Source organism: Streptomyces sp. SP18CS02 (genome assembly GCF_036322365.1).
In the GTDB taxonomy this organism is placed as follows: Bacteria; Actinomycetota; Actinomycetes; order Streptomycetales; family Streptomycetaceae; genus Streptomyces.
Map to the genome: position 1 here is coordinate 215,519 of NZ_JAQYXC010000294.1, position 18,036 is coordinate 233,554.

14 protein-coding genes are annotated in these 18,036 nt (G+C 73.8%); 11 read left to right on the forward strand and 3 right to left on the reverse strand.

The features are described from left to right. Positions 1-6: 6 nt before the first annotated feature. The 5 genes from PUR26_RS25335 (at position 7) to PUR26_RS25355 (ending at position 6,020) form a co-directional block, all read left to right on the forward strand. Complete coding sequence (locus tag PUR26_RS25335) at positions 7-1,914, forward strand: acetyl/propionyl/methylcrotonyl-CoA carboxylase subunit alpha (protein ID WP_329875367.1); 1,908 nt, start codon at positions 7-9, stop codon at positions 1,912-1,914. Beyond that, positions 1,911-3,056, forward strand: coding sequence for an acyl-CoA dehydrogenase family protein (locus tag PUR26_RS25340; protein WP_329875369.1), 1,146 nt, complete (start codon positions 1,911-1,913; stop codon positions 3,054-3,056). The genes PUR26_RS25335 and PUR26_RS25340 overlap by 4 nt, the downstream gene beginning before the upstream one ends. Positions 3,057-3,124: 68 nt before the next feature. After that, the gene (locus PUR26_RS25345) at positions 3,125-4,702 is read left to right on the forward strand and encodes a 4-coumarate--CoA ligase family protein (RefSeq protein ID WP_329875371.1); all 1,578 of its coding nucleotides are present in this window, start codon (positions 3,125-3,127) and stop codon (positions 4,700-4,702) included. Next, positions 4,699-5,442 carry an enoyl-CoA hydratase family protein gene (locus PUR26_RS25350; protein ID WP_329875373.1) on the forward strand — a complete coding sequence of 248 codons (744 nt, stop codon included), beginning with the start codon at positions 4,699-4,701 and terminating at the stop codon, positions 5,440-5,442. The genes PUR26_RS25345 and PUR26_RS25350 overlap by 4 nt, the downstream gene beginning before the upstream one ends. After that, positions 5,430-6,020 carry a TetR/AcrR family transcriptional regulator gene (locus PUR26_RS25355; protein WP_329875376.1) on the forward strand — a complete coding sequence of 197 codons (591 nt, stop codon included), beginning with the start codon at positions 5,430-5,432 and terminating at the stop codon, positions 6,018-6,020. Before PUR26_RS25350 ends, PUR26_RS25355 begins: the two co-directional genes overlap by 13 nt. 118 nt (positions 6,021-6,138) lie before the next feature. On the opposite strand, the gene PUR26_RS25360 is transcribed toward PUR26_RS25355, so the two are convergent. Beyond that, positions 6,139-7,239, reverse strand: a complete 1,101-nt coding sequence (locus tag PUR26_RS25360) for a citrate synthase 2 (protein WP_329875378.1) — start codon at positions 7,237-7,239, stop codon at positions 6,139-6,141. 289 nt (positions 7,240-7,528) lie between these two features. On the opposite strand from PUR26_RS25360, the gene pdxH reads away from it, so the two are divergent. Both pdxH and PUR26_RS25370 read left to right on the forward strand, forming a co-directional pair. After that, on the forward strand, positions 7,529-8,155 hold the full coding sequence (gene pdxH / locus PUR26_RS25365) for a pyridoxamine 5'-phosphate oxidase (RefSeq protein ID WP_443077176.1): 627 nt from the start codon (positions 7,529-7,531) through the stop codon (positions 8,153-8,155). A 551-nt stretch (positions 8,156-8,706) separates the two neighbouring features. Then, positions 8,707-10,086 (forward strand): PAS domain-containing protein, encoded by a 1,380-nt coding sequence (locus PUR26_RS25370; protein ID WP_329875382.1) that lies wholly within the window; start codon positions 8,707-8,709, stop codon positions 10,084-10,086. A gap of 63 nt (positions 10,087-10,149) precedes the next feature. Here the strand turns inward: PUR26_RS25370 and PUR26_RS25375 are convergent, their stop codons facing one another. Next, positions 10,150-10,905 (reverse strand): SIS domain-containing protein, encoded by a 756-nt coding sequence (locus PUR26_RS25375; protein WP_329875384.1) that lies wholly within the window; start codon positions 10,903-10,905, stop codon positions 10,150-10,152. Between the two features lie 167 nt (positions 10,906-11,072). On the opposite strand from PUR26_RS25375, the gene PUR26_RS25380 reads away from it, so the two are divergent. Both PUR26_RS25380 and PUR26_RS25385 read left to right on the forward strand, forming a co-directional pair. Further along, positions 11,073-11,765, forward strand: a complete 693-nt coding sequence (locus PUR26_RS25380; protein ID WP_329875386.1) for a metal-dependent transcriptional regulator — start codon at positions 11,073-11,075, stop codon at positions 11,763-11,765. 858 nt (positions 11,766-12,623) lie between these two features. After that, the gene (locus PUR26_RS25385; RefSeq protein ID WP_329875388.1) at positions 12,624-13,502 is read left to right on the forward strand and encodes an alpha/beta fold hydrolase; all 879 of its coding nucleotides are present in this window, start codon (positions 12,624-12,626) and stop codon (positions 13,500-13,502) included. Positions 13,503-14,074: 572 nt separating this feature from the next. On the opposite strand, the gene PUR26_RS25395 is transcribed toward PUR26_RS25385, so the two are convergent. Further along, positions 14,075-14,761, reverse strand: a complete 687-nt coding sequence (locus PUR26_RS25395; protein WP_329875390.1) for a bifunctional DNA primase/polymerase — start codon at positions 14,759-14,761, stop codon at positions 14,075-14,077. Positions 14,762-15,040: 279 nt separating this feature from the next. Between PUR26_RS25395 and PUR26_RS25400 the strand changes: the two genes are divergently transcribed. Next, positions 15,041-16,423 carry a transcriptional regulator gene (locus PUR26_RS25400; RefSeq protein WP_329875392.1) on the forward strand — a complete coding sequence of 461 codons (1,383 nt, stop codon included), beginning with the start codon at positions 15,041-15,043 and terminating at the stop codon, positions 16,421-16,423. Positions 16,424-16,546: 123 nt separating this feature from the next. Further along, positions 16,547-18,013: a hypothetical protein gene (locus PUR26_RS25405; RefSeq protein WP_329875394.1), complete on the forward strand. Its 1,467-nt coding sequence runs from the start codon at positions 16,547-16,549 to the stop codon at positions 18,011-18,013. The last annotated feature ends 23 nt before the right edge of the window (positions 18,014-18,036 follow it).

Consider the following 18,036-nt stretch of genomic DNA (forward strand, 5'->3'; position numbering starts at 1 on the left):
GCCCTGATGACCATCGACACCGTCCTCGTCGCCAACCGCGGCGAGATCGCCTGCCGGATCTTCCGCACCTGCCGCGAGCTGGGCATCCGTACGGTCGCCGTGTACTCCGACGCCGACGCCGGGGCCCTGCACGTGCGGGAGGCCGACGCGGCCGTCCGCCTCCCTGGGGCCGCCCCCGCCGACACCTATCTGCGCGGCGACCTCGTCGTGCGGGCCGCGCTGGCGGCGGGCGCGGACGCCGTCCACCCCGGGTACGGCTTCCTCTCCGAGAACGCCGGCTTCGCCCGGGCCGTGACCGACGCGGGCCTCACCTGGATCGGGCCGTCCCCCAAGGCGATCGAGACCATGGCGTCCAAGACCCGCGCCAAGGAGCTGATGGCGGCCGCCGGGGTGCCGCTGCTCGCGGCCGTCGACCCCGCCACGGCCACCGAGGCCGACCTGCCCCTGCTGCTCAAGGCGGCCGCCGGCGGCGGCGGGCGGGGCATGCGGGTGGTCCGGGACCTCGCCGCGCTGCCGGGGGAGCTGGCCGCCGCGTCGGCCGAGGCCCGCTCGGCGTTCGGTGACGGCGAGGTGTTCGCCGAGCCCTACGTCGAGCGCGGCCGCCATGTCGAGGTGCAGGTCCTCGCCGACACCCACGGCACGGTGTGGGCGCTGTCCACCCGGGACTGCTCCCTCCAGCGCCGCCACCAGAAGGTCATCGAGGAGGCGCCCGCCCCCGGCCTCGGTGACGAGCTGCGCGCGACCCTGCACGAGGCCGCCGTGGCGGCGGCCCGGGCCGTCGGCTACACGGGCGCGGGCACGGTCGAGTTCCTGGTCGCCGGCGACCGGGCGTACTTCCTGGAGATGAACACCCGGCTCCAGGTCGAGCACCCCGTCACCGAGGCCGTGTACGGGCTGGACCTGGTGGCCCTCCAGCTCCGGGTAGCCGAGGGCGCCCCGCTCGACGCCGCCCCGCCCGGCCCCCGGGGCCACGCCGTGGAGGCCCGCCTCTACGCCGAGGACCCGGCCCGGGACTGGACCCCCCAGACCGGCACCCTGCACGCCCTGGAGGTGGAGGCGCGGGAGAACCTGCGCGTCGACACCGGGTACGCCGCCGGGGACGTGATCGGCGTCCACTACGACGCCATGCTCGCCAAGGTCGTCGCCTGGGCGCCCACCCGGCCCGAGGCCGTCCGGGCCCTGGCCCACGCCCTGTCCCGGGCCCGGCTGCACGGGCCCGTGACCAACCGGGACCTGCTGGTGAGGTCGCTGCGCCACCCCGACTTCGCCCACGCCACGCCCGACACCGGGTTCTACGGACGGAACCTGGCCGCCCTCACCGAGCCGCCCGCGGGGGAGGCGTACGCGGCCGTCGCCGCCGCACTGGCCGCCGCGGCCCGCAGGGGCGGCCGCTTCGGCGGCTTCCGCAACGTACCGTCGCAGCCCCACGGCGCCCGCTACGGCGACCACGAGATCCGCTACCACCCCACCCGCGCGGGCGGCTTCGTCGTCGACTCGCACCCCGAGGCGCGGGTCGTGCGCGCCGCGCCGGACCGGGTGACCCTCGAACTCGACGGGGTCGTCCACCGCTTCGACGTCACGGAGCTCGACGGCACCGCCTACGTCGACACGGCGGGCGCCGCCCACCGGCTGGCCGTCCACCCCCGCTTCACCGACCCGGCCGAGCGGACCGAGCCCGGCTCACTGCTCGCCCCCATGCCCGGCACCGTCGTCCGCGTCGCCGGCATCCCGGTCGGCGGCCGTGTCGAGGCCGGCCGGCCCCTCGTCTGGCTGGAGGCCATGAAGATGGAGCACCGCATCGCCGCTCCCGCCTCCGGCACGCTCACCGCGCTCCACGCCGCCCCCGGCCACCAGGTCGAGGTCGGCGCCCTGCTCGCCGTCGTACAAGCCGAAGCACAGGAGGAGACCTCATGACCGCCGTCACCACCAGCGTCGTCGAGAGCGAAGAGAACCGCGCCCTGCGGGCCGCCGTCGCCGCGCTCGGGCAGCGCCACGGCCGCGTCCACGACCGGGAGGCGCTGTGGGCGGAGGCCGGCAAGCTCGGCTACCTCGGGGTGAACCTGCCCGAGGAGTACGGCGGCGGGGGCGGCGGCATGGCCGAACTGTCCCTGGTGCTGGAGGAGCTGGGCGCGGCCGGGTGCCCGCTGCTGATGATGGTCGTGTCGCCCGCCATCTGCGGCACCGTCATCGCCCGCTTCGGCACCGAGGAGCAGAAGCGGCGCTGGCTGCCGGGCCTGGCCGACGGCACCCGCACCATGGCGTTCGGCATCACCGAGCCGGACGCGGGCTCCAACTCCCACCGGATCACCACCACCGCCCGCCGGGACGGCGACGGCTGGGTGCTCAACGGGCGCAAGGTGTTCATCTCCGGTGTCGACATCGCCGACGCGACGCTCATCGTCGGCCGCACCGAGGACTCCCGTACGGGGAAGCTCAAGCCGTGCCTGTTCGTCGTCCCGCGTGACACCGAGGGCTTCCAGCGCCGGCAGATCGACATGGAACTCCACGCCCACGAGAAGCAGTTCGAGCTCACCCTCGACGAGGTGCGCCTGCCCGCCGACGCCCTCGTCGGCGACGAGGACGCGGGGCTCCTCCAGCTCTTCGCCGGGCTCAACCCCGAACGGATCATGACAGCCGCCTTCGCGGTCGGCATGGGACGCCACGCGGTCGCGAGGGCCGTCGGTTACGCCAGGGAGCGCCAGGTGTGGAAGGCCCCCATCGGCGCCCACCAGGCCATCGCCCACCCGCTCGCCCAGGCGCACATCGAACTGGAACTGGCGCGGCTGATGATGCAGAAGGCCGCCCACCTCTACGACGCCGGTGACGACATGGGCGCCGGCGAGGCCGCCAACATGGCCAAGTACGCCGCGGCGGAGGCCTGTGTGCGGGCCGTCGACCAGGCCGTGCACACCCTCGGCGGCAACGGCCTCACCCGGGAGTTCGGGCTCGCCGAGCTGATCACCGCCTCCCGGGTCGCCCGGATCGCCCCGGTCAGCCGGGAAATGATCCTGAACTTCGTCTCCCACCAGACCCTGGGTCTCCCCAAGTCGTACTGACAGGAGCGATTCTGGGCCACACGAAGCGCCACCACGCCGCACACGTCATCGCGCCGATAGGGGCTGTCATGGTGTTCCAGAGCGAGTACGCGAACGTCCCCGCCGTCTCCCTGCCCATCCACGAGGCGGTACTGGGCCGGTCGGCCGCCGCGTACGGCGACGAGGTCGCCCTCGTGGACGGGGCGGGCGACCTCACCCTCACGTACGCCCAGCTCGACGCGTACCACCGGCGGATAGCCGCGGCGCTCGCCGAGGCCGGTGTGCGCAAGGGCGACGTCGTGGCCCTGCACAGCCCCAACACCGTCGCCTACCCGGCCGTCTTCTACGGAGCCACCCGCGCCGGGGCGGCGGTCACCACCGTCCACCCCCTGGCGACCCCGGAGGAGTTCGCCAAGCAGCTGCGGGACTCCACCGCCCGCTGGATCGTCACCGTCTCGCCGCTCCTGGAGGCGGCGCGACGGGCCGCCGAACTCGTCGGCGGCATCGAGGAGATCTTCGTCTGCGACCAGGCGCAGGGGCACCGCTCGGTCCTCGACATGATCGGCTCGACCGCACCCGAGCCGGTCGTCCGGATCGACCCGGACGAGGACATCGCCGCCCTTCCGTACTCCTCCGGCACCACCGGGATCCCCAAGGGCGTGATGCTGACGCACCGCTCCATCGCCACCAACCTCGCGCAACTGGAGCCGCTGGTCCCGACCGGTCCGGGCGACCGGATCCTCGCCGTCCTGCCGTTCTTCCACATCTACGGGCAGACGGCGCTGATGAACGGCCCGCTGCGGCGGGGCGCCACCGTCGTCGTACTGCCCCGGTTCGAGCTGGACCAGTTCCTGGGCGCCATCGAGAAACACCGGGTCACCGCCCTGTACGTCGCCCCGCCCATCGTCCTGGCGCTCGCCAAGCACCCGGCCGTCGCCCGCTACGACCTGTCGTCGGTGCGGTACGTCGTCAGTTCCGCCGCCCCGCTCGACGCGCGGCTGGCGGCGGCGTGCTCGGCACGGCTGAACGTGCCGCCGGTGCGGCAGGCGTACGGGATGACGGAACTGTCGCCGGGCTCGCACGTCACTCCGCTGGACGCCGCCGACCCGCCCGCCGGCACGGTGGGCAAGCTGGTGCCGGGCACCGAGATGCGGATCATCTCCGTCGACCGGCCCGGCAAGGACCTGGGGGTGGGGGAGGCGGGCGAGATCGCGATCCGCGGCCCGCAGGTGATGAAGGGCTACCTGGGCCGTCCCGAGGCCACCGCCGCGATGATCGATCCGGACGGGTGGCTGCACACCGGCGACATCGGCCGGGTCGACGAGAACGGCTGGCTGTTCGTCGTCGACCGGGTCAAGGAGCTGATCAAGTACAAGGGCTTCCAGGTCGCCCCGGCCGAACTGGAAGCGCTGCTCCTCACCCACCAGGGCATCGCCGACGCGGCGGTGATCGGCGTGTACGACGAGGACGGCAACGAGGTCCCCAAGGCGTACGTGGTGCGGCAGCCCGGAACGACGGATCTCTCCGCCGAGGACATCATCGCCTTCGTGGCCGGGCAGGTCGCTCCGTACAAGAAGATCCGGCGCGTCGAGTTCATCGGGAGCGTGCCGAGGGCGGCGTCCGGGAAGATCCTGCGGCGCGAACTGAGGGAGCGGGAAGACGCATGACGCTCGTCACCGCCGCGCATGAGCGCGGCATCACCACTCTGACCCTGGACTCGCCGGACAACCGCAACGCCCTGTCGGCGCGGTTGGTGGGCGAACTGGCCGAGGCGCTGACCGCGTGCGGGAAGGACCCGTCGGTACGGGCGGTGGTGCTCACCCACACCGGGACCACCTTCAGCGCCGGCGCCGACCTGAAGGCGCCCCCCAGCCCGTACACCTTCGTGGAGCTGCTGCGGCGGATAGTGGAGCTGCCCAAGCCGGTGGTGGCCCGGGTGACGGGGCAGGTACGGGCCGGAGGGCTGGGGCTGGCCGGGGCGTGCGACATCGTGGCGGCCGGGACGGCGGCGGACTTCGCGCTGACGGAGGTCAGGATCGGAGTGGCGCCGGCGGTCATCTCGCTGCCGCTGCTGCCCCGCCTCGACCCGCGCGCCGCCGCCCGCTACTACCTCACCGGGGAGCGCTTCGACGCGGCCGAGGCCGCCCGCATCGGGCTGGTGAGCGTTGTCGCCCGGGACGGCGAGGACGTCGACGCGGCGCTGGCGCCCGTGCTGGACGGGCTGCGCAGGGCCTCACCGCAGGGGCTGGCCGAGTCCAAGCGCCTGGTCACGGCTAGGGTGCTGGAGACCTTCGAGCGCGACGCGGAGGACCTCGTGCAGCGCTCGGCCTCGCTCTTCGCCTCGGCGGAGGCGCGCGAGGGCATGACGGCCTTCCTCGAACGACGGGACCCTGCATGGGTGGTGTGATCTCGGCCCCCAAGGAGCCGAAGCAGGACAGGAGCCGGGCCACCAGGCAGCGCCTCCTGGAGTCGGCCGTCGCCTGCCTGGCCGAACGCGGCTGGGCCGGCTCCACGGTGACGGTCGTCGCGGAGCACGCGGGCGTCTCGCGCGGCGCCGCCCAGCACCACTTCCCGACCCGGGAGGACCTGTTCACGGCGGCCGTGGAGTACGTCGCCGAGGAGCGCTCGCAGGCCCTGCGCGCGCTGCCGGTACAGGACCGCGCGGCCGTCGTGACGGCGCTGGTCGGCCTCTACACCGGACCGCTCTTCCGGGCGGCCCTGCACCTGTGGGTCGCCGCCTCCAACGAGGAGCAGCTGCGGCCGAGGGTGACCGAGCTGGAGGCCCGGGTCGGGCGCGAGACCCACCGCATCGCGGTCGAGCTGCTCGGCGCTGACGAGAGCGAGCCGGGCGTGCGGGAGACGGTCCAGGGCCTGCTCGACATGGCCCGCGGCCTGGGCCTGGCCACCCTGCTGACGGACGACACCGCCCGCCGCGAGCGGGTCGTGGCGCAGTGGGCGGCGCTGCTCGACGCCCGCCTGGGCTGACACCCGCGGGCGCGGGACGGCGCCGCACGCCCCGCGTGCGGCGCCGTCACCCGTGGCGAAGGGCCCGGGGCCCGCGACCGGCCCGTACCGCCGGCGTCGTCCTCGGCCGGTGGTGTCCTCAGCCGGTGATGTCCTCGAAGCCGGCGATCTCGCGCGGGTCGCGGGAGCCCGGCCCCACGTACCGCGCCGACGGGCGCACCAGGCGGCCGGTGCGCTTCTGCTCCAGGATGTGGGCGCTCCACCCGGCCGTACGGGCGCAGGTGAACATCGACGTGAACATGTGCGCCGGCACCTCGGCGAAGTCCAGCACGATCGCCGCCCAGAACTCCACGTTCGTCGCCAGGACCCGGTCCGGGCGACGGGCGTGCAGCTCCTCCAGGGCGGCCTTCTCCAGCGCCTCGGCCACCTCGAAGCGGGGGGCGGCCAGCTCCCTGGCGGTACGCCGCAGCACGCGGGCGCGCGGGTCCTCCGCGCGGTACACGCGGTGGCCGAAGCCCATCAGACGCTCGCCCTTGTCGAGGGCCTGCTTCACGTACGCCGTGGCGTCGCCCGTGCGCTCGATCTCCTCGATCATGCCCAGCACCCGGGAGGGCGCGCCGCCGTGCAGCGGCCCGGACATGGCACCGACGGCGCCGGACAGGGCGGCGGCGACGTCCGCGCCGGTCGACGCGATGACGCGGGCGGTGAACGTCGAGGCGTTCATGCCGTGCTCGGCGGCGGACGTCCAGTAGGCGTCGACGGCCTTCACGTGCCGGGGGTCCGGCTCCCCGCGCCAGCGGATCATGAACCGCTCGACGACCGACTCGGCCTTGTCGATCTCGTTCTGCGGGACCATCGGCAGGCCCTGCCCGCGCGCGGACTGGGCGACGTACGACAGCGCCATGACGGCGGCGCGGGCCAGGTCGTCACGGGCCTGCTCCGCGTCGATGTCCAGGAGGGGCTTCAGCCCCCACACCGGCGCGAGCATCGCCAGGGCCGACTGGACGTCGACCCGGATGTCACCCGAGTGCACCGGGATCGGGAAGGGCTCGGCGGGCGGCAGGCCGGGATTGAACGCCCCGTCGACCAGCAGGCCCCAGACGTTCCCGAACGAGACATGACCGACCAGATCCTCGATGTCGACGCCTCGGTACCGGAGCGCGCCGCCCTCCTTGTCCGGTTCGGCGATCTCCGTTTCGAACGCGACGACTCCTTCGAGTCCGGGTACGAAGTCGGACATCAGGCGGCTCCTCATGACGGTTGCGACGGCTGTGGGGTTTACCCCGTGATGCCCCGGACAGCCGCTGGTCATCCAGCGGCGTCGCGGGGGGACGTGACAGTGGAGAGGCGACAGTGACCCAGCGCCTGAGTCTGTCGGGTTCCTCCGATGCGGGGAAGCGTGACATCCGGCACACTCCGCCGTTCCGGTGCGCGGGGATTAACGGCATTCGGTGCCGGGCAGGCTCCGGCTCTGCGGCAGGATGAGTCCCGTGACCGACGCTCTGGATCCCGCACTCGACCCTGCCGTCATGCGTGAGCAGTACCGCACCTCCGAACTGTCGGAGGCGGACCTCGCGGCCGAGCCGATGAGTCAGTTCGCACGCTGGTTCGAGGACGCGGCCCACAGTGCCGCCGTCCACGAGCCGAACGCCATGGTGGTCGCGACGGCCACGCCCGACGGCCGCCCGTCCACGCGCACCGTGCTGCTCAAGCACTACGACGAGCGGGGCTTCGTCTTCTTCACGAACTACGCCTCCCGCAAGGGCGGTGAGCTGGACACCAACCCCCATGTCTCGCTGCTCTTCCCGTGGCACCCGATCGCCCGGCAGGTCATCGTCACGGGCACGGCAGCCCGCGTCGGCCGCGACGAGACCGCAGCCTACTTCCGTACCCGCCCGCACGGCTCCCAGCTGGGCGCCTGGGCCAGCGCGCAGTCCTCGGTGATCGCCTCCCGGGCCGAGCTGCTGGCCAGGTACGACGAGCTGGCCGCCCGCTACCCGCGGGACGCGCGGGTGCCGGTGCCGCCGGAGTGGGGCGGCTTCCTGGTCGTGCCGGAGGCGGTGGAGTTCTGGCAGGGGCACGAGAACCGGCTGCACGACCGTCTGCGGTACGTGCGCGAGTCCTCGGCGTGGCGGGTCGAGCGGCTGTCGCCCTGACGGCCGCGGGCCCACAGGTCCGCCGCGCGCCGTCACTCCGACGGTGGCGTGGCGGGTCCGCCGGTCCGCCGCGCGCTGTCACTCCGACGGGCGCCGGCCCGGGGCCGCGGAACCCGCCGCACAACGCAGTAACCCGCGGGCTCGGGTCTCCTCCGGGGAGGAGGCCGGCCGGACGTACCGGCGAGCCCGCGGGTCGGTGACTGCTGGGATTGGCCGGCGGAGAGCCGGCACCGCACAGAGTGCGACAACGGGCCGCTAGCCCGCAGTCACCTCACGCGTCCGGTTTGCATACATCTGCCGAACCACCTCCCTTCTCGTGTGCCCAACACCTTAAGAAGCGCTCCGGCCCGCGTTCAACTGTTTTTCCGTCCGGCCCGCCACCGCCGTTCCGCCCGCCGCTCCCGGCTCCCGTACCTCCCACGGGGACCGTCCGCACACCCGCGCACACCCATGGATTTGCCCGAACGGGGTGTGTCCTGAGTCACGTTCCAGTTGAATGGCGGCCGAGCGTGCGTCTGCACGTGAGTACACGTCCTGCAGGGGGTGCCGGGATGAGTGCGTCCAGGAGTGAGACCGCACATGCTCTCGGTCCGGACGAGCCGGACCGGGGAGGACCCGGGCCGCAGACGCCGGACCGGGAGGGGCCGGGAGCCGATCTGCTCGCCGCGCTGCTCGACGGCATGGACGCGGCGCTCTGCGCGTTCGACGCGTCCGGTGTGGTCACCCACTGGAACCGCGAGGCCGAACGGATCCTGGGCTGGGGTGCCGAAGAGGCCGTCGGGCGCGAGGGGTTCGCCGGATGGGCCGCGCTCGGCGCCGACGCCGACGAGGTGCGGGACCGGGTCATGGCCGCCATGGACGCCCCGGGGCGCCAGGTGCACGAGTTCCCGCTGCTGCGCAGGGACGGCGGCCGGGTCCTCGTGCGCACCCAGTCGGCCGGGATGCGGCGGGCGGACGGGCAGCCCGCCGGGGTGTACTGCGCCTTCAGCGAGGTGCACGCGCAGATCGACCTGGAACGGTCCATCGCGCTGAGCGAGGCGCTCTTCGAGGACGCCTGCTGGGGCGTCGTCCTCGTCGACGCCGACCTGCGGCCCGCCATGGCCAACGCCCACGCCGCCCAGCTCATCGGAGCACGCCGGACGCATTTGCTCGGACGCCCGCTGGGCGAAGTGGTCCTCCAGGGCGTGGAGGAGCTGGAGGGCGCCCTCCAGCACGTCCTGGCCGAGGGGGCGCCGACCGCGCCCGTGGAACTCTGGGTGGCCCTGCGCGGCCGTGAGGGGGAGCAGCGGCGCCGGTGCTGGCGCAGTGGGTTCCTGCGGCTGGCCTCGCCCCTCGCCGAGGAGCCGGTGCCGCTCGGCGTCGGCTGGCTGTTCCAGGACGTGACCGAGGCGAAGCTGGCGGAGCAGGAGGCGGACCGGCTGCGCTTCCGCTCCAGTCAGCTGCACCGGGCCGGGAACGCGGCGGCCGAGTGCGAGGACCCGATGGAGGCGGCCACCGTCCAGCTGGACTTCGCGCTGGCGGGCTTCGCCGACCACGCGCTGCTCGACCTGGCGCGCGGCGACCGCCTCGTGCGGGCGGCGCAGACCCCTTCCGGTGCCCCCGGGCCCGTGGCGCGGATCGCCCGCGGGGAGATCCCCCTGCGGTACGCGGCGGGACACCCGGCGGCGCAGGCGGTGGAACGGGCCGGGTCGGTCCGGGCGAGCGGCGAGTCCGGGCGGGCGCGCGAGTGGGCGGCGGAGCGCCACTGGCCCGCGGACGCGGCGCACGTGCTGTGCGCGGTGCTGCGCAGCCGGGGCCGGACGCTGGGCGTGGTGACGTTCCTGCGCATGGGCGGCAGACCGGCCTTCGGGCGTCAGGACGTGGTGTACGCGGAGAGCGTGGCGGCCCGGGTGGCGGCGTCGGTCGACCTGGCGCGATCGCTCCAGGACTGAGGCGGCCTCGCTCCGGGACCGGGGCGCCCCGGCTCCGCCGCCGTCGGGGCGGGCCGGGAGGACTCAGTGGCGGAAGAAGATGCGGTCGGCGTACTCCGCCATGACCCGGCCGTTCCACTCGTGGCCGCCGTCGACGTTGCCCGAGCGCAGCAGGGGCGGCTCGATGCCGCGGTGGACCAGCTCTTCGGCCGCGGCGGCCATGGTGGCCTGCATCAGGGCGCTCGTGACGACCGTGGAGGCGGGCGCGAACGGCGCCTCGACCCCCTCGTGGGTCAGCTCCGCGTCGCCCACCGCGATCTTGGAATCCAGCACGATGTCGCAGTGGTCCTTGAGGAAGGTGCCCGAGGTGTGGCGGGAGCGGGTCTCCTCGGCGTACGCCACCGAGGTCACCCCGATCACCTTGAGGCCGAGCGCCCGGGCGTTCATCGCCATTTCGACGGGCAGGGCGTTGCGCCCGGAGAGCGAGACGACGATCAGTACGTCACCGGGCCGGGCCGGGGACGAGTCCAGGACGGCGCCCGCCAGGCCGTCCACCCGCTCCAGCGCCGAGCCGAGCGTCGCGGGCATCACGTCCACGCCGACGGCGCCGGGCACGGCGAGCAGGTTCATCAGGGCGAGCCCGCCCGCCCGGTAGACGACGTCCTGGGCGGCGAGCGAGGAGTGGCCGGCGCCGAAGGCGAAGAGGCGGCCGCCCGCCGCCACGGTCTCGGCGATGGCGGCCCCGGCGGCGGCGACGTGCTCGGCCTCCTCGTCCCGCACCCGCTGGAGCAGGCCGATCGCGGCGTCGAAGAACTGACCGGCCAGCTTGCTCTCGCTCATCGCCGAAGCCCCTTCTCATCGTGTCGCGGATCACGTTGCGGTCTGGACCATTGCTCTGTCAATACCGGGTCGATTCCGGCGCGACACGGTTGTCCCCGGGATGCGCAAGAATTGAGACAGGGCCAGCCGCACCATTCTTTGGAATGTCACAGCATCGAGGGGCACGTATGTCCGGACTGATCGACACTACGGAGATGTATCTCCGCACCATCCTCGAACTGGAAGAGGAAGGCGTGGTGCCCATGCGTGCCCGAATCGCCGAGCGGCTCGACCAGAGCGGCCCGACCGTCAGCCAGACGGTGGCACGGATGGAGCGTGACGGCCTGGTGACCGTCGCGGGCGACCGCCATCTTGAGCTGACGGACGAAGGGCGCCGTCTGGCGACCCGCGTCATGCGCAAGCACCGGCTCGCCGAATGTCTGCTCGTCGACGTGATCGGCCTGGAGTGGGAGCAGGTCCACGCCGAGGCGTGCCGCTGGGAGCACGTCATGAGCGAGGCGGTGGAGCGCCGTGTCCTGGAGCTCCTGCGCCACCCCACCGAGTCGCCGTACGGGAACCCGATCCCGGGGCTGGAGGAGCTCGGGGAGAAGGCCGAGGCCGAGGCGTTCCTGGACGACGGCATGGTGTCGCTGGCCGAGCTCGACGCGGGCAGCGAGGGCAAGACCGTCGTGGTGCGCAGGATCGGCGAGCCGATCCAGACGGACGCCCAGCTGATGTACACCCTGCGCCGCGCGGGCGTGCAGCCCGGCTCCGTGGTCAGCGTGACGGAGTCGGCCGGCGGCGTGCTGGTCGGCAGCAGCGGCGAGGCCGCGGAGCTGGGTGCGGACGTGGCCTCCCACGTCTTCGTCGCCAAGCGCTGACGGTCCGCCACGCGGCCCGGGAGGCCCGGGAGCCTTCTGGGCGTGCGGGCGTCCTTCTGGGCGTGCGGGCGTCCGGTGTCCCGGACGCGGTCCCGGCCCGGTCCGCCGGGAGAACAGCCCGGCGCCGTCTTCCGGTGCCCGACGGTCCGCCGTCGGCACCCGAAGGCGGCGCCTTCGGTTTTTTCGGGGTCTTTGGCTCTCCGGGAATTCCGGTATGCGTCGTCGTGGGCGTGGTGCGTGGGGTTCTGTACGCCCCATGACCGTCCCTTTGCCCTTGGAACGCGCTTTCCGGCCGGAATGGCAGCGCTCGGGCGCCTCCCGTGCCAGTCTTGGCTCAGGCATATGACCTGAGGTCGCGGACCGGGGCTCCGGGTCCGGGGAGGGAGCAGGTGATGCGCCCGATGCGCCACGCGGGCTGCGGACGGTCCGGGACGTGCCCCGGCGTGCGCCCCGTCGCACGTACCGCCAAGTGGACCGGCATGCGAAGGGCCCCGGCGCTCAAGAGCGCCGGGGCCTTGCCTCCCCTGTGTCGACCCGGAGCCCCGAGCTCCCAGGGTCGATCCCCTCGGACCGATTTCCCCGAGCGGTCCGCCTCCCGATGAAGATCTCCCCTCGGCGACGGCCGCCAACCCTTGAGCCGGGTCACTCGAACGAGCGGTGTTGCAGCCGTACGGCCCGTTTTCGAATACGAGTTCGATAGTCTGGCGGAGTCGGTTCGACACGACCTCGACGCGAGCCCGGTGCGGTACGCCGCCATCCGGTCACCCGCGATCCCGTCGCGATCCGGCGCGACAGCCCGACAGCCCGACAGCCGGACAGTCCGACCTGGACAGCCTGAACAGAAGGGGGTGCCTGGACATGGTGCGACGTACCGACCTCACCGGTGCCGACGGCGTACGCCTCGCGGCCTGGGAGTTCGCCGACCCGCCCAAGGCGACCGGCGACGGCGACCCGGCGCCCGGGGTCTTACTGCTGCACGGCCTGATGGGCCGCGGCGCCCACTGGGCGTCGACCGCCCGCTGGCTCTCCGGGCGGTACCGGGCCGTCGCCCTGGACCAGCGCGGCCACGGACGCAGCGAGAAGCCCGTCGACGGCCCCTTCACCCGTGAGGCGTACGTCGCCGACGCGGCCGCCGCCGTGGAACAGCTCGGGCTGGCTCCCGTGACCCTCATCGGCCACTCCATGGGCGCCCTCACCGCCTGGCAGCTCGCCGCCGAGCGGCCCGACCTGGTCCGCGCCCTGGTCATCTGTGACATGCGGGCCTCCGCACTCGGCGCCGCGTCCCAGCGGGAGTGGGAGGACTGGTTCCACTCCTGGCCCGTGCCCTTCGGGACGCTCGCGGACGTCCGCAAGTGGTTCGGCGAGGACGACCCCCGGGTGGAGCGGCCCAACCCGGCGCGCGGGGAGTTCTACGCCGAGGTGATGGCCGAGCGCGCGGACGGCTGGCGACCGGTCTTCTCCCGCCGCCACATGCTCAAGGCCCGGGAGACCTGGGTCCACGACGCCCACTGGGAGGAGCTCGCGCACGTCACCTGCCCGACCCTCGTCGTCCGCGGCCTCGACGGCGAACTCGGCCGGGCCGAGGCCCAGGAGATGGTCCGGGTCCTGCCGCACGGGCAGTACGCGGAGGTGCCCGACGCGGGCCATCTGGTCCACTACGACCAGCCGGAGGGCTGGCGCGCGGCGATCGAGCCGTTCCTGGAGGAGACCGCAGGCCGCCCCGTACCGGCCCCCTGACCGGCCGGCCACCCGTACCGGCCCCGGACCCGCCGGCCCCGGCATCGCGCCGAGCACCGCGAACGACAGCCCCATCGCCTCCGGCGGACCCCGCCGGTCGCCCAGCACCGCAGCCGTCAGAGCCGTCACCGCGACCGCGTACGGCAGGGTGATCACCAGCAGTGCCAGTGCCCGTGCCCGCAGCTCCGTACAGGCGTCCCGGGGCGACGGGATCGTCATGGCGACCATCCAGCAGGCCGAGGTGCCCTGGCCGGACTGGGGGTACATCCGGATGCCGGGCCTCCCCACCACCGGACACGGAGATCGACCCGGTGCCACGCCAGGCGTACAGCGGCGGGGCCAAAGCGGCGGCCGACAGCAGTAGTTGCCAGGCCGCCGCGCCGTACGCGCCCTCGCCCGACGACTCCACCGCACCGTCGCCGACGCCGGCGGGACCCGGCGCACCACGGTGGCCACCGGGTCGAAGCCGAGGGACCACCCGCACGAAGCGGCCCGACCTGGCGCGATCGCCGGTCGGGCGGACGGGGGCCGAGCGGGCATCGGGCCCGTGGTCAGGCGCCGGTGACCTCCGGTCAGGCGTGGCGGGTGCGCGCGGCGGCCGCCTCGCGTCCGCAGGCGTACGCCAGTGGACTGATCAACTCCTCGGCGTCCGGGAGCCAGCGGTTCGCGGGCGTGGGACGACGCGCCCACTGCACCGCGCCACGACCGCCCACCCGGGTCGGGGGCGCCGCCACGTAGTGACCCTCCCCGCGCGCGACGAGGTCGATGCCGCTCGGCGCCCAGCCCAGCTTGCGCACCAGGTCCGGCACCTTCGCACCGGCGCCCGGCAGGACGAAGAACAGCATGCGACGGTCGGGCGTACAGGTGACCGGACCGAGCGTCAGTTCCATCCGCTCCATCCGCGCCAGCGCCAGGAAGCCCGCCGACTCCGGAACGTCCAGCGCGTCGAACGTCCGGCCCGTCGGCATCAGGATCGACGCCCGCGGGTGCTTCCCCCACAGGCGGCGCGCCGCCACCGCGCTGCCGGTCGCCTGGGTCGCCCAGTCCGGGCGCGCGGGGTGTGCGCCGGGGGTGGCGCACAGCGCGACCCCGCACGAGCACCGCTCCTCGCCGTCCACGGCCTCCAGCCAGGTGCCGGGGAACACGTCCCAGTGCCGCTCTTCCGCGTACCGCACGGCGCTGTCCAGCAGCTGCTCGCCCCGCTGCTTGGGGATCTGCGCGGCTTCCGTGGTTCCGATGGTCTCTTCCACGGAGTGCACAACTCCCCTCACCAGCCGGGGTTACGGGGCGCGGGAGGGGAGGCCGAGGAGCATCGATTCCGCACCTGGGGCGCACCGATGCACTGGTGGGGGCGCGCACGGGGGACGGAAGCGGCCGAGGGGTAGCCAGAGTCGGGGCCGGACTGCAATGTGGCAGTCTCCTGGCATTGCACGGTATTGGGTGGCGTTTCTTGGTATTCCAGCACCAGCTTCTGCATTCTCCGCATATCAGCCGGGCAGTGATCAACTGACTGATCACCGCGGCAACAGGGGGTAGTCATGGCAGCGAGGCCGCTCGTCGCACGTCAGCCGAACGAACGGCTGCAGGCACTCATCCAGGAAGCGGGATGCTCCAACGCCGGGCTCGCCCGACGCGTCAACATGGCGGGCTCGGAGCGCGGACTGGATCTGCGGTACGACAAGACCTCGGTGGCACGTTGGCTGCGCGGCCAGCAGCCACGGGGCCGGGCCCCCGGGATCATCGCCGAGGCGCTGGGCCGCAAGCTCGGGCGCACGGTCACGATCGACGAGATCGGGATGGCGAACGGCAAGAACCTGGCCTCAGGCGTGGGGCTCCAGTTCGCGCCGACCGTCCTCGGGGCGATCGAGCAGGTCTGCGAGTTGTGGCGCAGCGACGTGGGACGAAGGGACTTCCTGTCCGGCTCCACCGTGGCCGCCTCCGCGCTCGTGGAGCCCAGCCGGGACTGGCTCATCACGGGCGCCGACGTCCAGATCGCGCGGCAGGCCGGCTCCCGGGTCGGCATGTCCGACGTCGAGGCGGTCCGGGCGATGACGGACGCGCTGGTGGAGCTGGACCACCGGTTCGGCAGCGGCCATGTGCGGCCCGTCGTCGTGCACTACCTCAACAGCGTGGTCTCCGGACTGCTCGCCGGGTCGTACCGGGACGCGGTCGGCCGCCAACTCTTCGCCGCCGTGGCGCGGTTGACCGAGCTCGCCGGGTACATGGCGGTGGACACGGGCCAGCCGGGGCTCGCCCAGCGGTACTACATCCAGGCGCTGCGCCTCGCGCAGGCCGCGGGCGACCGGGGCTACGGCGGCTATGTGCTGGCCGCGTCCATGAGCCACCTGGCCGCGCAGCTGGGGAACCCGCGTGAGATCTCGCAGTTGGCGCGGGCCGCGCAGGAAGGGGCGCGGGGGCACGTCACGCCCCGGGCGGAGGCGATGTTCCTGGCCGCGGAGGCGCGGGGGCACGCCCAGCTCGGCGACGTGCGCACCTGCCAGGAGGTGGCGGTGCGCGCTCTGGCCGCCCTGGACCGGGCCGATCCCGGATCGGGCGACGACCCCGCGTGGATCGCCCACTTCGACCACGCGTACCTCTCCGACGAACTGGCCCACTGCTACCGGGACCTGGGCCGGCCGCAGGAGGCTGCCAGGGCGGCGGGCGAGTCCCTGGAGGGGCACCCGCCGGCGCGGGCGCGACGACGCGCGATCGGCCTGGTGCTGCTCGCCTCGGCGCAGGTCCAGCAGCGCGAGGTGGAGCAGGCCTGCCAGACCGGTACGCGAGCGCTGGAACTGCTGGGCACCTTGCGCTCCTCACGGGGCGCGGAGTACCTGGAGGATCTCCAGCAGCGTCTGGAGCCGTACGCGGACGAGTCCGCCGTCAGGGAATTCAATGCCCGACTTGAACTCCAGGCAGCCTGAACTCCGGCCTTAACAGCGTCTTCGCCACGCAAATTGTTACTGCGGCCACACACGTGTGCGCGGGCCCTGATACACCCGGTAGCGTGAACCGACGATTCCGTAGGTACACACGTAGGAGTCCCGGTGACGCAGAGCGGACAGGGTCAGGAGCCGCATCCTCCGGCGGCGCGGCCCGCGCACGAAGGTGTCGTGCTGCCCGCCGAGGGAGGCGGCGAGACCTGGGGCGCGCCGGCCGCAGGGCCCACCGGCGGCCGGCCCTGGGACCAGCCGTGGGGGCCCGCGGGCAGCGGGCCGGGGACCTCCGCCGGGCAGCCGGAGCCCTATCCCGGCCAGCCGTACCAGGGCCAGGCGTACCCGGCGCAGCCGTACCCGGAACAGCAGGACCAGGGCGGTCAGGCGTACCAGGGCCAGACGTACCCGGGACAGCAGCCGTACCCCGGTCAGGCGGGCCAGGGCGCCGCGCCGCCGCAGCAGCCCGGCGCGTACCCGCAGGGCGGATACGCGCCCGTCGCGCAGCCGTTGCCCCCCGAGGCCGTGCCCGGTGACGCCGACGCCACGCAGTACATACCGCCCGTGGCGGCCGGCGCCGGGCCCATGCCCGTACCGGGGGAGCGGCCGGAGGAGTCCACGCGGTTCCTCGGCACCGGCCCCCTGCCGTCGCCGCAGCAGTCGCCCGCCGTCTCCGACGCGGACGCGACGCAGTACATCGCGCCCGTCCCGGCCCAGCCCTCCGGCGCGCCGTACGGGATAAGGCCCGGGTCGCCCGACGAGCGCCAGCCGCCGGCCGAGTTCGACAGCCTGTTCCGCGACGACTCGGGTTCCACGCAGCAGATGCCCCGTCTCGACGCGGGCGCCCCGCAGCCCGCCGCACGCCACCAGGCCCCGCCCCGGCAGGCACACCACCAGTACCAGCAGCCCGTCGCGCCGCAGCCGTCGTACGAGGAGCCGGTCCGGCGCCGCTCATCGAAGGTGCCGGTCATCGCCGCCGTCGTCGTGGGCTGCGCCGTGCTCGGGCTGGGCGCGGGCGCGCTGCTCAGCGGTGGCGGCGACGAGCCCGAGGGCGGCACCGACAAGACGAGCGTCGCCGCGGCCACCTCACCCGCCTCCAGCGGAGCCCCGCAGCCCGCGGCGGACCCGGCCAGGGCGCAGGCCGAGGCGCTCGACAAGCTGCTCGCCGACAGCAACAACAGCCGCGACGCGGTGATCCGCTCCGTCGAGAACATCAAGAAGTGCCAGAACCTGGACCAGGCCGCCGGCGACCTGCGGGGTGCGGCCGAGCAGCGCCGGGGACTGGTGACCAGGCTCCAGGGCCTCTCCATCGACAAGCTCCCGGAGCACGCCGCGCTGTCCGCCGCGCTCACCAGGGCATGGCAGGCGTCGGCCTCGGCGGACGACCATTACGCCGCCTGGGGCGACCAGGTCAAGGGCAAGAAGGGCTGCAAGGACGGCAAGGCCCGTAGCACGCCCCGGTTCGCGCAGGGCAACGAGGCCAGCGGCGAGGCCACCGCGGCCAAGCAGGAGGCCGCCGGGCTGTGGAACGGGATCGCCGGGAAGTACGGCCTGACCACGCGTCAGCCCGCGCAGCTGTAGCCGTCCGGCCCGCCCGGCCGCGG

Bases quoted from the DNA above. Each gene is read 5' to 3' on its own strand.
- PUR26_RS25335 (WP_329875367.1), top strand. From the start codon at position 7: ATGACCATCGACACCGTCCTCGTCGCCAACCGCGGCGAGATCGCCTGC.
- PUR26_RS25340 (WP_329875369.1), top strand. From the start codon at position 1,911: ATGACCGCCGTCACCACCAGCGTCGTCGAGAGCGAAGAGAACCGCGCC.
- PUR26_RS25345 (WP_329875371.1), top strand. From the start codon at position 3,125: ATGGTGTTCCAGAGCGAGTACGCGAACGTCCCCGCCGTCTCCCTGCCC.
- PUR26_RS25350 (WP_329875373.1), top strand. From the start codon at position 4,699: ATGACGCTCGTCACCGCCGCGCATGAGCGCGGCATCACCACTCTGACC.
- PUR26_RS25355 (WP_329875376.1), top strand. From the start codon at position 5,430: ATGGGTGGTGTGATCTCGGCCCCCAAGGAGCCGAAGCAGGACAGGAGC.
- PUR26_RS25360 (WP_329875378.1), bottom strand. From the start codon at position 7,239: ATGTCCGACTTCGTACCCGGACTCGAAGGAGTCGTCGCGTTCGAAACG.
- pdxH (WP_443077176.1), top strand. From the start codon at position 7,529: ATGCGTGAGCAGTACCGCACCTCCGAACTGTCGGAGGCGGACCTCGCG.
- PUR26_RS25370 (WP_329875382.1), top strand. From the start codon at position 8,707: ATGAGTGCGTCCAGGAGTGAGACCGCACATGCTCTCGGTCCGGACGAG.
- PUR26_RS25375 (WP_329875384.1), bottom strand. From the start codon at position 10,905: ATGAGCGAGAGCAAGCTGGCCGGTCAGTTCTTCGACGCCGCGATCGGC.
- PUR26_RS25380 (WP_329875386.1), top strand. From the start codon at position 11,073: ATGTCCGGACTGATCGACACTACGGAGATGTATCTCCGCACCATCCTC.
- PUR26_RS25385 (WP_329875388.1), top strand. From the start codon at position 12,624: ATGGTGCGACGTACCGACCTCACCGGTGCCGACGGCGTACGCCTCGCG.
- PUR26_RS25400 (WP_329875392.1), top strand. From the start codon at position 15,041: ATGGCAGCGAGGCCGCTCGTCGCACGTCAGCCGAACGAACGGCTGCAG.